Annotated in this window: 20 protein-coding genes; 16 read left to right on the forward strand and 4 right to left on the reverse strand. The window is 40.2% G+C overall.

Annotation, left to right across the window (positions count from 1 at the left end; translation table 11 throughout):
* Positions 1-54: 54 nt before the first annotated feature.
* From AWT60_RS02875 to AWT60_RS02885, 3 genes are all read right to left on the reverse strand, one after another.
* Complete coding sequence (locus AWT60_RS02875) at positions 55-1,332, reverse strand: MFS transporter (protein WP_024426859.1); 1,278 nt, start codon at positions 1,330-1,332, stop codon at positions 55-57.
* 73 nt (positions 1,333-1,405) lie between these two features.
* Positions 1,406-1,903, reverse strand: a complete 498-nt coding sequence (locus tag AWT60_RS02880; protein ID WP_034623332.1) for a L,D-transpeptidase family protein — start codon at positions 1,901-1,903, stop codon at positions 1,406-1,408.
* Between the two features lie 156 nt (positions 1,904-2,059).
* On the reverse strand, positions 2,060-2,917 hold the full coding sequence (locus AWT60_RS02885; protein WP_163115195.1) for a metallophosphoesterase: 858 nt from the start codon (positions 2,915-2,917) through the stop codon (positions 2,060-2,062).
* A gap of 138 nt (positions 2,918-3,055) precedes the next feature.
* Between AWT60_RS02885 and fadH the strand changes: the two genes are divergently transcribed.
* The 14 genes from fadH (at position 3,056) to AWT60_RS02955 (ending at position 13,683) form a co-directional block, all read left to right on the forward strand.
* Entirely contained in the window at positions 3,056-3,820 is a 765-nt protein-coding gene (gene fadH, locus AWT60_RS02890; protein ID WP_218676890.1) for a 2,4-dienoyl-CoA reductase, read from the forward strand.
* A gap of 64 nt (positions 3,821-3,884) precedes the next feature.
* Positions 3,885-5,105, forward strand: a complete 1,221-nt coding sequence (locus AWT60_RS02895; protein WP_061109969.1) for an EAL domain-containing protein — start codon at positions 3,885-3,887, stop codon at positions 5,103-5,105.
* Positions 5,106-5,504: 399 nt separating this feature from the next.
* Positions 5,505-6,401 (forward strand): manganese catalase family protein, encoded by an 897-nt coding sequence (locus AWT60_RS02900; RefSeq protein WP_024424718.1) that lies wholly within the window; start codon positions 5,505-5,507, stop codon positions 6,399-6,401.
* A 184-nt stretch (positions 6,402-6,585) separates the two neighbouring features.
* A complete protein-coding gene (locus AWT60_RS02905; RefSeq protein WP_003212254.1) occupies positions 6,586-6,828 on the forward strand; it encodes a YkuJ family protein in 243 nt (80 codons plus the stop codon).
* A 146-nt stretch (positions 6,829-6,974) separates the two neighbouring features.
* On the forward strand, positions 6,975-7,490 hold the full coding sequence (locus tag AWT60_RS02910) for a ribonuclease H-like YkuK family protein (protein WP_048238789.1): 516 nt from the start codon (positions 6,975-6,977) through the stop codon (positions 7,488-7,490).
* Between the two features lie 149 nt (positions 7,491-7,639).
* A complete protein-coding gene (gene abbA / locus AWT60_RS02915; RefSeq protein WP_003210802.1) occupies positions 7,640-7,831 on the forward strand; it encodes an antirepressor AbbA in 192 nt (63 codons plus the stop codon).
* A 146-nt stretch (positions 7,832-7,977) separates the two neighbouring features.
* Positions 7,978-8,421, forward strand: a complete 444-nt coding sequence (cbpB, locus tag AWT60_RS02920; protein WP_024424720.1) for a cyclic-di-AMP-binding protein CbpB — start codon at positions 7,978-7,980, stop codon at positions 8,419-8,421.
* A gap of 96 nt (positions 8,422-8,517) precedes the next feature.
* On the forward strand, positions 8,518-9,399 hold the full coding sequence (locus AWT60_RS02925) for a transcriptional regulator CcpC (RefSeq protein ID WP_024424721.1): 882 nt from the start codon (positions 8,518-8,520) through the stop codon (positions 9,397-9,399).
* A 123-nt stretch (positions 9,400-9,522) separates the two neighbouring features.
* Positions 9,523-9,999, forward strand: a complete 477-nt coding sequence (locus tag AWT60_RS02930; RefSeq protein WP_024426866.1) for a flavodoxin — start codon at positions 9,523-9,525, stop codon at positions 9,997-9,999.
* The gene (locus AWT60_RS02935) at positions 9,989-10,882 is read left to right on the forward strand and encodes an exo-alpha-sialidase (RefSeq protein WP_218676891.1); all 894 of its coding nucleotides are present in this window, start codon (positions 9,989-9,991) and stop codon (positions 10,880-10,882) included. The genes AWT60_RS02930 and AWT60_RS02935 overlap by 11 nt, the downstream gene beginning before the upstream one ends.
* A gap of 16 nt (positions 10,883-10,898) precedes the next feature.
* A complete protein-coding gene (locus tag AWT60_RS02940) occupies positions 10,899-11,357 on the forward strand; it encodes a flavodoxin (protein WP_024424724.1) in 459 nt (152 codons plus the stop codon).
* A gap of 109 nt (positions 11,358-11,466) precedes the next feature.
* Entirely contained in the window at positions 11,467-12,177 is a 711-nt protein-coding gene (gene dapD, locus AWT60_RS02945; RefSeq protein ID WP_008347987.1) for a 2,3,4,5-tetrahydropyridine-2,6-dicarboxylate N-acetyltransferase, read from the forward strand.
* Between the two features lie 82 nt (positions 12,178-12,259).
* Positions 12,260-13,390 (forward strand): N-acetyldiaminopimelate deacetylase, encoded by a 1,131-nt coding sequence (locus AWT60_RS02950; RefSeq protein ID WP_098676853.1) that lies wholly within the window; start codon positions 12,260-12,262, stop codon positions 13,388-13,390.
* A 50-nt stretch (positions 13,391-13,440) separates the two neighbouring features.
* Positions 13,441-13,683, forward strand: coding sequence for a YkuS family protein (locus tag AWT60_RS02955; protein WP_218676899.1), 243 nt, complete (start codon positions 13,441-13,443; stop codon positions 13,681-13,683).
* Positions 13,684-13,705: 22 nt separating this feature from the next.
* Here AWT60_RS02955 and AWT60_RS02960 read toward each other — a convergent pair whose 3' ends face one another.
* Positions 13,706-14,515 (reverse strand): mechanosensitive ion channel family protein, encoded by an 810-nt coding sequence (locus AWT60_RS02960; RefSeq protein ID WP_024424726.1) that lies wholly within the window; start codon positions 14,513-14,515, stop codon positions 13,706-13,708.
* A gap of 271 nt (positions 14,516-14,786) precedes the next feature.
* Between AWT60_RS02960 and ahpA the strand changes: the two genes are divergently transcribed.
* Both ahpA and AWT60_RS02970 read left to right on the forward strand, forming a co-directional pair.
* On the forward strand, positions 14,787-15,329 hold the full coding sequence (gene ahpA / locus AWT60_RS02965) for a biofilm-specific peroxidase AhpA (protein WP_003211758.1): 543 nt from the start codon (positions 14,787-14,789) through the stop codon (positions 15,327-15,329).
* Between the two features lie 82 nt (positions 15,330-15,411).
* On the forward strand, positions 15,412-15,870 hold the full coding sequence (locus AWT60_RS02970; protein WP_024424727.1) for a TlpA family protein disulfide reductase: 459 nt from the start codon (positions 15,412-15,414) through the stop codon (positions 15,868-15,870).
* Positions 15,871-16,321 lie beyond the last annotated feature (451 nt).

Genomic DNA, 16,321 nt, shown 5'->3' on the forward strand with positions numbered 1-16,321 from the left:
CTTTGTCTACAAGCTGAGACTTTCTTTATAAAGAAAGTCCTTTTGACTATTCATTTATTGAACTCCTTGACCCTTTAGTTCACGCTGCACGTCTAAGTCGGCAGCTTCTCTGCTGAACTTTGGCAGTGTAATGAAGTAAAAAAGGAAGACGAGTAAAATAATAAAGCCCATTCCGTAATAAATATAAGAAACATTTGTGATGAGTTTTGGAAATAATACAGCAATCAGACCTAATGTCATCGATTGAGCAAACATAGTAAGCGGATCAACCCATCCTGACACACGGCCCATCAGGCGAGGGTGGACGATTCTAGGCAGCCAGCCGCCAATGACAATGTTGACTGGGCCAATGCATGTACCAATGACAAATGATGTGACATAAAACAACCATAATGTATGGGTAGAACCAAGGACAAAAATCAAAATACCTGCGACCAGAATTGGAATCGACATGAGATATTGCATCTTTACCTTCTTAGCGAGGACAGAGCCCATTAAGCTTCCAACGAGCAATCCTGCACCGATCGCAATTGTAAAGAAGGATGTATGCAGTTCAAAATGGTCTGGTGAAAGTCCATATTTCATTGTAAACATCGGAAGAACGGCAAATGCGCCATTGACTAGACCGAAAACAAAAAAGCCAAAAATTAAAGAAGCCAATAATTTATTTTTTAAAATATACAGTATGCCTTCTTTAAAATCTTTTAGAGACGTTTTAATGGTCATGCCTCTCCAGCCAGCTTGTCCATTTGGCTGACGCGCTTCAATTGGAATGTTACATGAACGAATCAGGATGCCTGAAATAATAAAGCTGACTAAATCAATTGTAATGGCACCGTGAAGACCAATCGTTTTATACATAATGGCACCGAGTCCAACGCCAAATACCATAAATAAACTAAACAGCATTTGATTTAAGCCAGCGGCTTTTGCATATTGATCTTTATTTAAAATGGCCTGAACGAGAGAAGCTTCAGCTGGATAGAAGAATTTCGTAATGGCACTTCGAATAAACAAGATCAAGAAAATAAGTGGCAGTGAATTAAAATAAATAACGATGAATAATACAATCGTCAGCCCAGCTCGTATCCAATCACAATTCTCTGCGACTTTTTTACGATCAAACCGGTCTGCGACCACACCGACCATAAAAAAGACAAAGACAGTAGGAAGAGAATACATAAGCTCAGCCAATGTGGCGTATGCGGGCTGATGACTAAAATGGTCGAGCAAATAAAAGGCAAACGCCATATTGCCTACTGTTGTCCCCATTTGCGAAGCAAGTGCCGCAAAAAAGAGACGAACAAAATTTCTGTTTTTAAAAATATCCATAAATACGCTCCTTAACCTGAAGATCCCACTTTATATCATATAAAATTTTAACCATTCGTACAATTGATTTCATCTACTGGCTAATGGTCACAGGTGTTCCGTTTGGAACGAGTGAAGCAAGCTCGATGACATTCTGATTATACATGCGAATGCATCCTCTAGAAACAGCTTTACCAATTGAAGACGGGTTATTCGTACCGTGAATGCCGTAATGAATTTTTGAGAGGCTCAGCCAATAAGCGCCAAAGGGACCTCCTGGGTTTGGCTGTCTGTTGACAATATAATAAGAACCTGTCGGTGTCATATTTAAAATTTTCCCTGTTGCAATCGGATACGAACGAATAAGCTGTGATCCAGAAAACAAAACAAGACGTTTCGTTGAAATCGAAACAAAGATGCGGTAAGGGATCGTATTAGGATCCGGCAAACCAGGAATAATGATGACCTCATTTTGTTCGGGCTCGCGAGCTTGAAGTGACGGATTTGCAGCCTTTAAGGCATCTGTTGTTGTTCGAAAATCAAGTGCTATAGAAGCAAGGGTTTCCCCGCTTTTCACCGTGTATCGAAGCACCAAAGCACACTCCTTTTACTCAAATAAAAGAAGCCGTGATGCCGTCGCTTGACATACTATATGGACGGAATCAGGCCCCGTAAGGTTTCTCCTAACATTTGTCATGAGAAAGATCTTTGATTATACATATGCAGGAGAGGGCGGTTTGGCTTCTATTTATACGCGAGATGTCAAGGTAAAAAAGGTTAACTCGGGTTTGGCTAAAAACCGAAGCGGCAGCCGCGTTGTTCCAAGTCCACGGTTGACATAGATGCGGTGCTGATCGCTTCCGTATAAACCTTCTATATATGTACGGCCGTAAGGTGCTGTGAGAATCGGTCCATAGAAAGGCAGCTGCACTTGACCGCCATGCGTATGCCCGGAAAGCTGCAAGTTAATAGGTGTTGCTTTCAGCTCTAATGCGGCATCAGGCTCATGGACGAGCAGTAATGTAAATAAATCAGTTGATACTTCCCGTTTGATCAAATCGTAATCAGGCACGCTCATCATGAGATCATCCAGTGAAGCAATCTGAATATGCGCATGATCTTTTTCTAATAGAAACACATCATTTTTACATAAAGTAAATCCACAAGCCTCCATTGTTTTCTCATAAAGCTCCACGCCAAATGGTCCGTAGTCATGATTTCCGTAGATGGCAAGCTTACCGAACGGAGCATGAAGCTTATTCAAATAAGCCTTCGCTTTTTCATGCTCTTCAGAGGATGCTTGAAAATCAACGAGATCACCTGTGAACACAATGAGATCTGGAGATGCAGCATTGATTTTCTGGACGATGGCTTCTAGATTCTTCGCAGCGAATGTATCACTCAAATGAACGTCACTAAATTGGGCTATTTTAAACTGGTCAAATGAAGCTGGAAGCTGAGCATCTTGAATGGTCAGTGACACGGTATCGATCATGCGCGGCTCAATGTACCTGGCATATCCATATCCACAACTTGTAGCCAAAAAACCGAGAATACTCGCACCAGCTGCTCCTTTTAAAAATTGTCTGCGGGAAAGCTGCTTCATATAAGACTCCTTTATAAATAAAATTAAGTATAGCATCATATTTGGATAATCTCCCATATGGTGCACCGAGGGTCAATCATGATATGATAGACAATAATGAATGAATAGTCATTCAAATGACACAGAGGGGGAGAACAAATGACGAAACAAATAGTGATTGTCACAGGGGGATCAAGCGGTATGGGGAAGGCGATGGCTGCTCATTTGGCAGCTGAAGGCTGGAATGTCGTGATTACTGGTAGAACGGAAGAGACGCTGGAAAAAACGGCAAAAGAAATGAAGCAGAAGGGCGGATCGGTCGCTTATTTCCAAATGGATGTACGAAACCCAGAGGATGCTGACCAAATGGTCAAGTTTGCAGTGGATACATTTGGTGATGTCGATGCCCTCATTAACAACGCAGCAGGAAATTTTTTAGTGCCAGCAGAAAAACTGTCTCCTAACGGCTGGAAGGCTGTCATTGATATTGTGTTAAATGGTACATTTTTTTGCAGCCATGCAGTGGGGAATTACTGGATTCGTCAAAAGAAAAGAGGAAGTATGATTAACATGGTGGCCACCTATGCATGGGGTGCTGGTGTAGGCGTGGCGCATTCGGCGGCAGCAAAGGCCGGTGTGTTGTCTCTCACTCGAACGCTTGCTGTGGAATGGGGGAAGCAATATCGAATTCGCGTCAATGCGATCGCACCAGGTCCAATTGAGAGAACAGGCGGTGCAGATAAACTATGGGAATCTGAAGAGGCAGCGCAAAGAACATTAGATAGTGTTCCTCTTGGCAGACTGGGCACACCTGAGGAAATTGCAGCGCTTGCGAGCTTTTTATTGTCTGAGCATGCGTCTTATATAAATGGAGATTGTATCACGATGGATGGGGGACAATGGCTCAACCAATCACCATTTTGATTGACGATGTAAGACCTGCTTTTGATGTGGTATAATCACACAAAGAGAGAAGCAGGTGATGAAAATGGTCGATCCATTGGATATTTTAACGAATATTGAAGATGTTTTCCCGCACTATCAAGCAATATTCAGTGCGGAAGAGCAAAAAGTGATAGGCTATGAGATTCTAGGAAGAATGAAGCTTGAGTCAGAAACGGTCAGCCTAGGCTCCTTCTTTACGGATTCATCTATTCCTGACGAATATAAATTGGAAGTAGATCACAAAGTATTGACTCAAGCACTTGATCTCTTCACAACTGCAGATGACGATTTGCTCATTTTTATTAATCATGATGCCAATATCCTCATGCTGGATCATGGAGAAAGCTTTTTAGAACTTTTAAAGGAATATGAAACACGGGGCATTCAGCTTAACCGGTTTGTTATTGAGTTTGCAGAGCATACGTTTAGCGGCGACATTGAACAGCTATACCATACGTTAACGTATTATCGTACATATGGGATTAAAATCGCCGTCTCAAATATAGGAAAAGAAAGCAGTAATCTGGACCGGATTGCCTTGCTTTCACCTGATTTATTAAAAATAGATTTACAGGCATTAAAGGCATCGGCTCCATCTCCTTCCTATGAATATGTCTTGTACAGCATTTCATTGCTTGCAAGAAAAATAGGAGCAGCCTTAATTTATGAGGATATTGAAGCAAATTTCCAGCTGCAGTATGCTTGGAGAAATGGCGGGAGATATTTTCAAGGGTTCTATCTTCATGAGCCTGCAGGAGAATTAATCGACCGAAGCCACCGAAAAGATCAGCTTAGAGAAGAATTCCAGCAATTTATTGCCCATGAGAAAAAGAAGCTGCAAGCGGTCTACGAACATTCTGAAACATTCTATAAACGAATTCATCAAGCTGTTACGACTTTAAAGAAATCGTGCAGCACAAATGATGAGCTCATTCAAAAGCTGGCACTCGAACTAACAGATTGCAGCTTCCGAATTTATATGTGTAATGAAGAAGGCTTTCAAATCACTGGAAATGTGTTCAAAAAAGAAGAAGAATGGCTGTTTCAGCCAGAGTATATCGAAAAAAACTGGAGCTGGCGTCCTTATTTCCTAGCAAATATTCTTCAAATGAGAATTAGCGGAAAAGGATTTTTCAGCGATATTTACAGTGATTTAGAAACCGGTGAGAGGATACGTACGTTTTCTTATCCTTTAGAGGGAGATATGTATTTGTTTATAGACCTTCCGTATGCTTATTTATATGAGCAAGATGGATTAATTTGAAGATGCGGCGTGAAGGCAAACCCTCTCATTCGCCCGCAGTCCTATGTGCTAGTGCTCACGAATGTATAATTCGCTCCGCTCCGGTACTCGTCCTTCCTAGTCTTCAAAAGTTTTCTATCACACTGAAATGTAAACAAAAGGCAGCCTTGAAGGCTGCTTTTTTTGATAGAAAAAAGAAATAAAAAATGGTTGACAATGAAACTGATAATCATTATCATTTAGTTATAGAGAGAAGCTACTCTCTGTTCCCCAACCCCTCTATCAGATCAAGATCCAAAAAACTTGGCGCTACCCCCGCCAAGTTTTTTTTGTGCTTCAATCTTTCCCTTCATGCATAGGACAGCCCAAACCTTCCATACATCTTAAGTGATGATAGTTAGACGGTAGGAGGGAAACATCATGATCAAACGTGACACGCGGCTGCTCATTGATTTGCCAAGGCCAGATCACCCAGATGCAAATGGTGCCGCTGCTGTGCAAGAATTACTCGGCGGAAAATTCGGTGAAATGTCCACATTAAATAATTACATGTTTCAATCCTTTAACTTTAGAGGAAAACGAAAACTTAAACCGTTTTATGACCTCGTATCCAGTATTACGGCTGAAGAATTCGGTCATGTTGAGCTTGTAACCACAGCCATCAATCTCATGATTACAGGAACCACCCATGGCGGGGACCCAGATACGACGCCGATGAAGGCAGCTGTCGATAAACGAAATACACAGCATTTTATTCAAACAGCCCAAACAGGCTATCCGTTTGATTCAATGGCAAAACCTTGGACCGGAGAGAATGTGTTCTCAAGTGGCAACCTCATTCTTGATCTTCTCCATAATTTCTTTCTTGAATGCGGAGCACGTACGCACAAAATGCGCGTATATGAAATGACGGACCATCCTACAGCAAGAGAGATGATCGGTTATTTACTTGTCAGGGGCGGCGTGCATATTGTGGCATATGCAAAGGCACTTGAAGTCGCTACAGGAGTAGATGTGGGGAAGATGTTGCCAATCCCAAACCTCGACAACAAATACTTTGACTCAGCGAGAAAATTTGAAGATCAGAATGTTCATACAAAGCTGTATACATTTAGTGATACGGATTACAAGGATATTAATAAAATTTGGAAAGGGAGCCATCCGATTGATGGAAAGCCGCTGACAGTCATTGAGGGCACCCCGCAAGGTGCACCTGTGCCAGATTATAGAGAATTACCGGAAGAGTTTGCTCCAGGCATTTCAAAAGAGGATTTTGATGAAATTGCGAAACGGCTGATGAGATCTGCTGGGTTATAAAAATCATGGTGCATGAGATGAGAAAAAAGACTCAAACTAAAAAAACAGATTCTTTTTCTTTTTTTGAATTCAAGAGGAAAAATATCATCTGAGAACACTTTATGGTATGATGCTTTGTAGGACTTGTGTATAATCAATACGGGTTCATCTTGAGTTGTTTTTTTGAAAGGAGTCTTTTTTTAGAATGTCACAATTAATGGGTATCATTACAAGGCTGCAAAGTCTTCAAGAGACAGCAGAAGCTGCAAACGAGCCGGCACAGCGTTATTTCGAAGTGAACGGTGAGAAAATCTGTAGTGTTAAGTATTTCGAAAAGAATCAAACGTTTGAATTGACTGTTTTTCAACAAGGGGATAAGCCAAATACTTTCCCATTTGACAACATTGATATGATTTCGATTGAGATTTTTGAGCTTCTACAATCCTAAGCTGAATCGTATGAAATGTTTTTTCTGAGGATTCCTTCGTTTATTGCGGCAGCATACATGGATCATCATAGATGATATGTACAAATGGAAGATGATCAATCAGCGCATTTTTCGGATAAGAGACCATTAAAAAGGAGTTCCTTTCTGTGAGTGATTCTTTTTTCTACAATCTTTCTGAAGACTATTTAGCGTTTTCTGATGTCGTCATGAGAATGAAAGACTTTATACGAAAAGACCCTAGATCCGCCTATGTGTTATCAATTGGTACGGACTCTCAGGTCAATCAAAATGTCACAACATTTATGACTGCAATTCATCTCCACCGGATTGGCAAAGGAGCATGGGGCTGTCTCACACAACAAGTGATCAAGAGGCCTGTGCAAAGTCTTAGAGAAAAAATTTCATTAGAGACAGCGTTTAGCCAAAAGGTATGTGCAGACATCCTTGAGGGGCCTTTAACAGAACTGATGGATTTGCTTCTTCCGTTTGCTGAGGAAGGGGCAGACCTTCGTTTTGAAGCCCATCTGGATATTGGCAAAAAAGGAAGTACGAAAGAGCTGATTCAGGAAATGACCGGAATGATCACAGCTATGGGAATTGAAGCAAAAATAAAACCCGACTCATATGCAGCATTTTGCTATGCCAATCGATACACAAAATAAATTCCGTCATTTTTCTCCAAACCTTGTCGAAACGTGCGGTTGACGATTCGATTCTAGTTCCTTATTCTAGCTGTATAGAGAGGAAGCAGACATTCAAAAGCCTGCTAATCAATATAAAAGCATATATGAAACAGGGGGCCTGATGTTGAATGAGCGTCATCGAAAATCGTTTTAATGAAGAAGAGAAAAAGCTATTATTAAACGTATTGCTGAATCAGGAATATGCTGTCGAATTACTAAGCAGTGAGATCAATGATATAGAATGTGGAACAAAAAATGTCGACGACAATACGTATAAGCAATTGATCACATTGTATGACAGAGTAAGGTTTGAGAATTAATATTGGTTTAACATTCTATTAGATACTCGGGGGCTGAGTATCTTTTTTATGCAGAAAAAATCTTTCGACAAAATTCGTTTTAGTTTATGCTTAATCGTAATGGGGAATGTATGATTGATGATTGAGAGAAAAGGGGTCGAAGAAACATGATAGAGATAGAACCGACTCAATTGCTTGAGTCCACAGTAGCCGAGCATATGATTGATGCAGATAAAGTCGCACATGTTCAAATTGGAAATAACCTTGAGCATGCCCTATTGGTTCTAACAAAAACAGGATATACAGCTATACCGGTATTAGACGCTTCTTATCATTTACACGGGTTAATTGGAACGAATATGATTATGGATAAAATCTTCGGTTTAGAACGAATCGAATTCGAGAAGCTCGATCAGTTGAAGGTTGAAGAAGTCATGCTGAAGGATATTCCGAGACTTAAAACAACAGATCCTGTACTAAAAGGCGTTCACGCTGTGACGAATAATGGATTTGTTTGTGTAGAAAATGAGGAGCAGGTCTTTGAAGGCATTTTTACTCGACGAGTTGTATTAAAGCGCTTAAATGAGGTCATTCATTCCGCAAAAAAATGAGCTGCAGCCCAGCTTATTTTTTTTGCCTTCATAAGTTAAAATTTATATAATGAGCATATAAAATAAGAAAAACTTATAGAGAGAAAGGGGACGCCCATGCAGCTTCAGGAGTTACATATGCTTGTTGTGCTAAGTGAAGAATTGAATATGAGAAAGGCTTCAGAGCGGCTCTTTGTCTCTCAGCCTGCATTATCTCAAAGATTGCAGACGATCGAAAAGGAATGGGGAACCAAAATCTTTTTTCGTTCACAAAAGGGGCTGACTGTGACCTCGGCAGGTGAACAGATTATTCAATTTGCAAAAGAGGTGACGGTTGAACAGGATCGAGTGAGAGAGCGAATTGATGAACTTGAGGGTGATATTCACGGTACACTCAAGCTTGCGGTGGCGTCGATTATTGGACAGCACTGGCTGCCAAAGGTGTTAAAACGGTATGTTGAAAAATATCCAAATGCCAAAGTATCACTCGTTACTGGCTGGAGCAGTGAAATGCTCAAAAGCTTGTATGAAGACCACGTGCACATAGGAATCATTCGCGGTAACCCTGATTGGAAGGGGACAAAGGAATACTTGATGACAGATCATTTATATTTAGTCGATTCCGTGATCAAGGACGTAGATGAATTAATCAAGACAGAGCGGCCATTTATCCAATTTAAAAGCGACAGCACGTATTATCAGGAAATCCAGCACTGGTGGCACCAAAAGTTTAAAGTGTCTCCAAAGCAGACGATTTTAGTAGACCAAATTGAAACATGTAAACAAATGGCCTACCACGGCATCGGTTACGCCATTTTGCCTTCTGTTACCTTATATGACCACGAAAAAAGTGTTTATAAAACACCGCTTGTTGATGTGAACGGAGAGCAAATCGGCCGTGACACATGGCTGCTAGGCTATGAAGCGTCTTTTCAGTTAAAACAGGTGCAAGCATTTGTCGGTGTGGTTAAAGAAATGCTTGAGAATGATGCCGTGTAAGTACCTTCTTGGAATAGGGAGGTACTTTTTTTTATGAAATCATTTGACAATGAAAATCATTATCATTTAAAGTGTACATATAATAATTGAAAATGATTATCATTTAGATGAGGTGACCGATAGATGAAAGCACTAATTGCATTTGCGAGTATGTCTGGAAATACGGAAGATATGGCAGCGATCTTAAAGCAAACACTTGAAGGAAAAGGGATCGATACAGAAATGATGGAATTTGATGATACGAATGCAGAAGACCTTTCCTCATACGATTACGTATTCATTGGTTCTTATACATGGGGTGATGGAGATTTGCCTTATGAAGCAGAGGATTTTTATGAAGAGGTCTCTACTCTTGAACTTAGCCACATCAAAGCAGCTGTCTTTGGATCGGGTGATTACAGCTATCCGAAGTTTTGCGAGGCTGTCCATACATTCCATGACATGCTGAAATCAACGGGTGCATCTGTTTTTCCTGAAACATTAAAAATGGAGCTTGCACCGGATACAGATGAAGATGTGGCGTGCTGTCAGGAATTTGCTGCGAGCTTTTTAACGTGGGCTGCTTTATCTGAGAAACGAGTTGAAAATCATGTTTCATAAAGGAGCAACAGCCGTTGCAGCATCTAAAAGCGGTGGATATTTTGTTGCTGTAAAACGTGAAGGTATTTTTCACTATAATGTGGAGAGCGGATGGCAGCAGCTGTTTAAGCTCAAGCATAAAATCCATGCGATCAGCTATATTGGCCCTTATTTATTCGGTGTTGGTGAAAATGGCACAGTAATTAGATCAGGAGATGAAGGCAACACATGGGCGTTATCTTCATTTCCAACAAATGCAGTTGTTTGGTCTATTACAGGACGCAAAGATGGATTTGTGTGTGCGCATGGAAAACATAGTATCTATGTGTCAAATGATTTCGGAATTTCCTGGGAAATTATGAAGCCATTTGCTCATGTGAATCATCCGCCGGTCATTCGTTCTTTATGTGCTGCAGGTGACCATCTTTATATTGGAACACAGATTCATGAGGTTCACGGAGGAATATGGGTGTATGACTTGCAAAGAGAACAGATTTTTCTTCTAAACAGAGAGGAGCACCGCATGACAGCTTCTATGCTGCTCTGTCATGAACATCTTCTTGTTTGTGCGTTAGGTTCAAAAAAAGGCAAAAAAGGATCTGTTCAAATTTTAGATTTACATACAAATATTCTGCATGATATTCAATCACAGGCCTTTGCTAGAGAAGAATCATTTTTGGATGTGTCAGAGGATAATGGCATTGTGTATGTGACCACCTCACAAGACGAACACGGATTTTCTAAAGTGTATCAGCTTGATATTGAGCAAAAAGAGCTCAAATGGTTTGATACGATCAAAGGACATGGTTTTCGTGTAGCCAATCAAAACGAAAACTTTTTCTGTGCGGGTTTATATGAAAGTAAGTTTGTCAGGCCATATGAGGAGCCTGCATTGATTCATTAATAAGGAGGAAGAAAAAGTGACAGAAAAGGTTTTATTGGTATATGCCACGATGTCTGGAAATACAGAAGCGATGGCAGATTTAATTGAAAAAGGTATAACGGAAGCAGGAGCCAGCGTAGACCGGCATGAAGCGATGGATATTGATGCCGAGCTGCTCAATGATTACTCGCACATTATGTTAGGTGCGTATACATGGGGAGATGGCGATCTTCCGGATGATTTTATTGATTTATATGAAGAAATGGAAGAGCTTGATTTAACGGGAAAAGCATTTGCAGTATTTGGTTCTGGCGATACATCTTACGAACATTTTTGCGGAGCTGTTGACCTAATTGAAGAAAAAGTGAAGGAGCTTGGCGGTGACATTGTCCTGCCCTCAGTTAAGATTGAGCTGAATCCAGAAGGGGAGGAAGAAGACGAATTAATATCTTTTGGCAGACAATTTGTTCAGCTTCACCAGCAAGAAGCGGGATAATCGGTCCCGCTTGTTTTATTTTCCATTGCGGAGATGACTCTTTCACTTGTCATTAAAACTCTCCTTTGGTACAGTAATGAAGTATAAATTAAGAGGAGGACATACATACATGAAACAAATGGACGCTAATGAAATTATTTCATTTATTCAAAATAGTACAAAATCAACACCTGTCAAAGTCTATATCAAAGGTGACTTAGAGGGTATTGAGTTTGGTGAACATGCAAAAACATTCATCACAGGAAACACTGGAGTTGTTTTCGGTGAGTGGAGCGAAATTCAAGAAGCGCTAGCATCTAACAAAGATAAAATTGAAGATGTTGTCGTGGAAAATGACCGCCGCAACTCTGCAATTCCGATGTTAGATTTGAAAAACATTAAAGCCCGTATTGAGCCAGGGGCAATCATTCGTGACCAAGTTGAAATCGGTGATAATGCAGTCATTATGATGGGTGCTTCTATTAATATCGGTTCTGTGATCGGCGAAGGTACGATGATTGACATGAACGTGGTGCTTGGCGGCCGTGCGACAGTAGGTAAGAACTGTCATATCGGTGCTGGATCTGTTCTTGCAGGAGTCATTGAGCCGCCGTCTGCTAAACCAGTTGTTGTAGAAGATGACGTTGTCATCGGTGCGAACGCTGTTGTTCTAGAAGGCGTGACAATTGGTAAAGGTGCAGTAGTAGCTGCTGGTGCAATCGTTGTAAACGATGTAGAGCCTTACACAGTTGTAGCAGGTACACCTGCTAAGAAAATCAAAGACATTGATGAGAAAACAAAAGGTAAGACTGAAATCAAACAAGAACTGCGTCAGCTTTAATTCATATAATTCGCAGCTGAAGACAAAGACGTGGATGAGATATCCACGTCTTATTCGTATAGAAGAAAGGAAGTGAGTTCACTTGTTAAATCGTGAGCAATTAATATCCATTCGAAGAGATTTACACCAAATCCCTGAGCTTGGTTTCCAAGAATTTAAAACACAAGCGTATCTCATTCAGCACCTTAATATCTATTCAAAAGATCGAGTTGAGATTGAAACGTGGCGAACTGGGCTTTTTGTGAAAGTGAAGGGAACAAATCCAACGCGCGTATTTGCTTATCGTGCAGACATGGACGGTCTGTCTATTCCTGAGGAAACAGGGTATCCATTTGAATCTGTGCATGAAGGAAAGATGCATGCATGTGGACATGACCTTCATATGACCATTGCACTTGGTATCATTGATCATTTCGTCCATGAACCGATCAAAGAAGACGTATTATTTATCTTCCAGCCGGCAGAAGAAGGTCCAGGCGGAGCTGAACCGATGCTTGCAAGTGATGTATTGAAAAAATGGACGCCAGACTTTATTACAGCGCTGCATATCGCACCTGAATATCCTGTTGGAACAATTGCTACGAAGCCTGGTTTGTTATTTGCCAATACGAGTGAGCTTGTGATTGAGCTTGAAGGAAAAGGAGGACATGCTGCATATCCTCATTTAGCAAATGATATGGTTGTTGCTGCAAGTGCACTTGTAGGTCAGCTGCAATCGGTTATTTCGCGTAATGTCGACCCCCTTGATAGTGCGGTCATTACAGTCGGTACAATTACCGGTGGAACGGCTCAAAATATTATTGCGCAGCATGCAAAACTTGACGGTACCATTCGCACACTATCCCCAGAGTCTATGGACAAGGTGAGAAAGAGAATTGAAGCATTGGCAAAAGGCATTGAAATTGGCTACGAATGCAAGGCAACCGTTCGATACCCTTCATCTTATTACGAAGTGGACAATTCAAAGGATTTGACTGAGGAATTTATGTCATATGTAGCCGAAGAAGGGCTAGCAAATGTGATTGAATGCAGAGAAGCCATGACAGGAGAAGATTTTGGGTACATGCTGAAAAAGTATCCCGGCTTCATGTTTTGGTTAGGGGTCGATTCAGAATACGGCCTGCACCATGCAAAGCTCCAGCCTGATGAAAACGCGATTGAAACAGCTGTGAAAGTCATGACGGCTTATTTTAAAAAGCAAGCTGGCGAATGAATAATCGAGCTGCCTCCTGTACACCTTATGAACAGGAGGTGTACTTGATTATGACAAGAATTGGTGTAGAACAATCTTTATCCGATGTAGATGAACTATTGAAGCAAAAAGGGTATGATGTCGTACGTATTCAAAATGAACAGCAAATGGATCAGTGTGACTGTTATGTCGTCACAGGACTAGATTCAAATGTTCTTGGCATTTCAGACACAACAACAAAGGCATCTGTTATTACAGCATCAGGTATGACGGCTGATGAAATTTGTCAAGAAGTAGAACAGCGTGTTCAATAAAACAAGAAAAAGAACCGGTAGATTATGATCCCGGTTCTTTTTGCTCTTTTTCTATATCGAGTACTTCTTTCATTTTTTTGCGCAAGATTCGTTCCACTCGCCATTGCTCCATTGTTTCAGTTTTCGCTATGATGCGCAGCACAAGGGAAGAGGAACCGAACGCCTCTACGCCGACAACTTGAGGACCTTCGATAATTTGCGGAGTTTCCTCCCGCACTTCATCACAGGCAGCTTGAAGGGCTGTGATCATCTGATCCACATTTTCATCCGGTGACAGCTCAATATCAACGAGTGCCTGCATCGTCCCTCTTGAATGATTGCTGACATTCAGTATGCTGCGATTTGGAATGAAATGAAGGGTACCGTCAAAGCTTCGAAGCTGCGTGGTTCTTAGGCCAATTTGTTCGACAATCCCATCAAAGCCCGCGACCGTTATATATTCTCCTACATCAAATTGTTTTTCCAATAATATAAAGAATCCGGTCACAATATCACTCACTAACCCTTGAGCGCCAAAACCGATCGCAAGTCCCACAACGCCCGCACCTGCCAGCAAAGCGGTCGGGTTATAATGAAATAAGTCGAGGATCATCACAACTAGAATAAAAATCAATAAGTAGGCGAAAATATTTAACGTCAAACTTTGCAGTGTCTGAGCTCTTGATAAAGAGACTTCATGCTTTTCAGCGAATGTTGAATAGGCGCGCTTAATCATCTTGTTTCCTATGGCTCTGATGATAAAGTAAATGGCAAAAATGGCGACTAGTTTTAGCAAAATCATACTGCTATTGAGGATAATGGAAACCCAATCTACTTGTTGAAATGCTCTCATAATCTTCAAAACCTTTCTATGTATGCTCTAAAAGAGAAGCTAATCATTTGTTCCCTTATGCAAGTCATGTTAAACTTTTGATAAGTAGAGCAGGAATTGTGACAAATCGTTAATTAAATTTATTATTAATTAATATTGACTAAAAATTGCATAAGTATTATAATTGTAATTGTGAAGTTATTAACTAAATGAGAATTTTAAGTTTTGATTCTCATTTTATATACAGCTAAGAAGACTGTATAAAGATATTATTTTTTGGAGGGATTTACATATGGCAGAGCGTTTTGTAGGAAAACAAGCTCCACGTTTTGAAATGGAAGCAGTACTTGCTAACAAGGAATTTGGTAAAGTAAGTTTAGAGGAAAACATGAAGAATGACAAATGGACAGTTCTTTTCTTCTATCCAATGGATTTCACATTTGTTTGTCCAACTGAAATTACAGCAATGAGCGATCGTTATGACGAGTTCGAAGATTTAGATGCAGAAATCATTGGTGTATCTACTGATACAATCCACACGCATCTTGCTTGGATCAATACAGACCGTAAAGATAATGGTCTAGGTGAATTAAAATACCCGTTAGCTGCTGATACTAACCACACAGTATCTAGAGAATACGGCGTTTTAATCGAAGAAGAAGGAATTGCTCTTCGCGGTTTATTCATCATTAACCCAGAAGGCGAACTTCAATACCAAACAGTATTCCACAACAATATCGGTCGTGATGTAGATGAGACATTACGTGTTCTTCAAGCATTACAAACTGGTGGACTTTGCCCAGCGAACTGGAAACCTGGTCAAAAAACACTTTAATTGATAGCTGAAGAAACAGGAGGGTCTAACTGATGTTAGACCTTTTTGTTTCGACACATACAATGGATGGAGGCGCTTCATAATGAAATTACGTCAACCAATGCCAGAACTAACTGGTGCAAAAGAATGGTTAAATGGAGAAGTAACAAAAGAAGATTTGATTGGTGACAAACCAACATTGATTCATTTCTGGTCAGTCAGCTGTCATCTTTGTAAAGAGGCAATGCCTCAAGTCAATCAATTCCGTGATGAATACAAGGATCAACTAAACGTTGTGGCAGTTCATATGCCTCGTTCAGAGGATGACCTAGATCTAGAAAAAATCAAAGAAGTTGCGAAAGAGCATGAAATCACGCAGCCAATCTTTGTGGACAGTGATCATCACTTAACAGAAGCCTTTGAAAACGAATATGTACCGGCATATTATGTATTTGATAAAACAGGTGCTTTACGCCACTTCCAAGCCGGCGGAAGCGGAATGAAAATGCTTGAAAAACGTGTCAATCGAGTGCTTTCTGAGTCTGAAAAGGCTGCAGAATAAGCTTTTCCCCCATAAATGGGGGTTTTTTCATGGACAAAAATAAGAAGCATATGGCTTCGGATGAGTTTTTATGTAGGTGTTATTCCTAAGAAAAGAGAAAATGAGGGAGTTTATTAAAAAATATCCCTGAAACAAAAAGGTATAACGACCTATTTACATTTTTGTTTTGAAATGAAAATGTAAAGATTTTAACTTTTTACTATTCAGAACGTTTTTGCACAAAAGAAATTTCAGTTAGGTAAATAACTATATAAATCAAGTAGTATAAGCGTTTATTCAATTTTTTTACAATATTTTAAGATTTGTCAAAAGCCTATAGTGGCAATGAAATGGGTGCCGATTTTTCCTCTTTGGCAAAATTTTAGTTGAAAATACCTATCTGTTAGCAAACTGTAAAATGATAAAAAAATAGTTGATAAAATTAGTTTTCTAATCTAATATTTACTATAGA

The organism is Bacillus sp. F2HM (genome assembly GCF_019266135.1).
Taxonomy (GTDB): domain Bacteria; phylum Bacillota; class Bacilli; order Bacillales; family Bacillaceae; genus Bacillus; species Bacillus safensis.

Coding starts and splice junctions, on each gene's coding strand:
- AWT60_RS02970 (WP_024424727.1), top strand. CDS start 15,412: ATGAAATTACGTCAACCAATGCCAGAACTAACTGGTGCAAAAGAATGG.
- AWT60_RS02895 (WP_061109969.1), top strand. CDS start 3,885: ATGGTCGATCCATTGGATATTTTAACGAATATTGAAGATGTTTTCCCG.
- abbA (WP_003210802.1), top strand. CDS start 7,640: ATGAGCGTCATCGAAAATCGTTTTAATGAAGAAGAGAAAAAGCTATTA.
- ahpA (WP_003211758.1), top strand. CDS start 14,787: ATGGCAGAGCGTTTTGTAGGAAAACAAGCTCCACGTTTTGAAATGGAA.
- fadH (WP_218676890.1), top strand. CDS start 3,056: ATGACGAAACAAATAGTGATTGTCACAGGGGGATCAAGCGGTATGGGG.
- AWT60_RS02925 (WP_024424721.1), top strand. CDS start 8,518: ATGCAGCTTCAGGAGTTACATATGCTTGTTGTGCTAAGTGAAGAATTG.
- cbpB (WP_024424720.1), top strand. CDS start 7,978: ATGATAGAGATAGAACCGACTCAATTGCTTGAGTCCACAGTAGCCGAG.
- AWT60_RS02930 (WP_024426866.1), top strand. CDS start 9,523: ATGAAAGCACTAATTGCATTTGCGAGTATGTCTGGAAATACGGAAGAT.
- AWT60_RS02960 (WP_024424726.1), bottom strand. CDS start 14,515: ATGAGAGCATTTCAACAAGTAGATTGGGTTTCCATTATCCTCAATAGC.
- AWT60_RS02900 (WP_024424718.1), top strand. CDS start 5,505: ATGATCAAACGTGACACGCGGCTGCTCATTGATTTGCCAAGGCCAGAT.
- AWT60_RS02875 (WP_024426859.1), bottom strand. CDS start 1,332: ATGGATATTTTTAAAAACAGAAATTTTGTTCGTCTCTTTTTTGCGGCA.
- dapD (WP_008347987.1), top strand. CDS start 11,467: ATGAAACAAATGGACGCTAATGAAATTATTTCATTTATTCAAAATAGT.
- AWT60_RS02935 (WP_218676891.1), top strand. CDS start 9,989: ATGTTTCATAAAGGAGCAACAGCCGTTGCAGCATCTAAAAGCGGTGGA.
- AWT60_RS02905 (WP_003212254.1), top strand. CDS start 6,586: ATGTCACAATTAATGGGTATCATTACAAGGCTGCAAAGTCTTCAAGAG.
- AWT60_RS02885 (WP_163115195.1), bottom strand. CDS start 2,917: ATGAAGCAGCTTTCCCGCAGACAATTTTTAAAAGGAGCAGCTGGTGCG.
- AWT60_RS02955 (WP_218676899.1), top strand. CDS start 13,441: ATGACAAGAATTGGTGTAGAACAATCTTTATCCGATGTAGATGAACTA.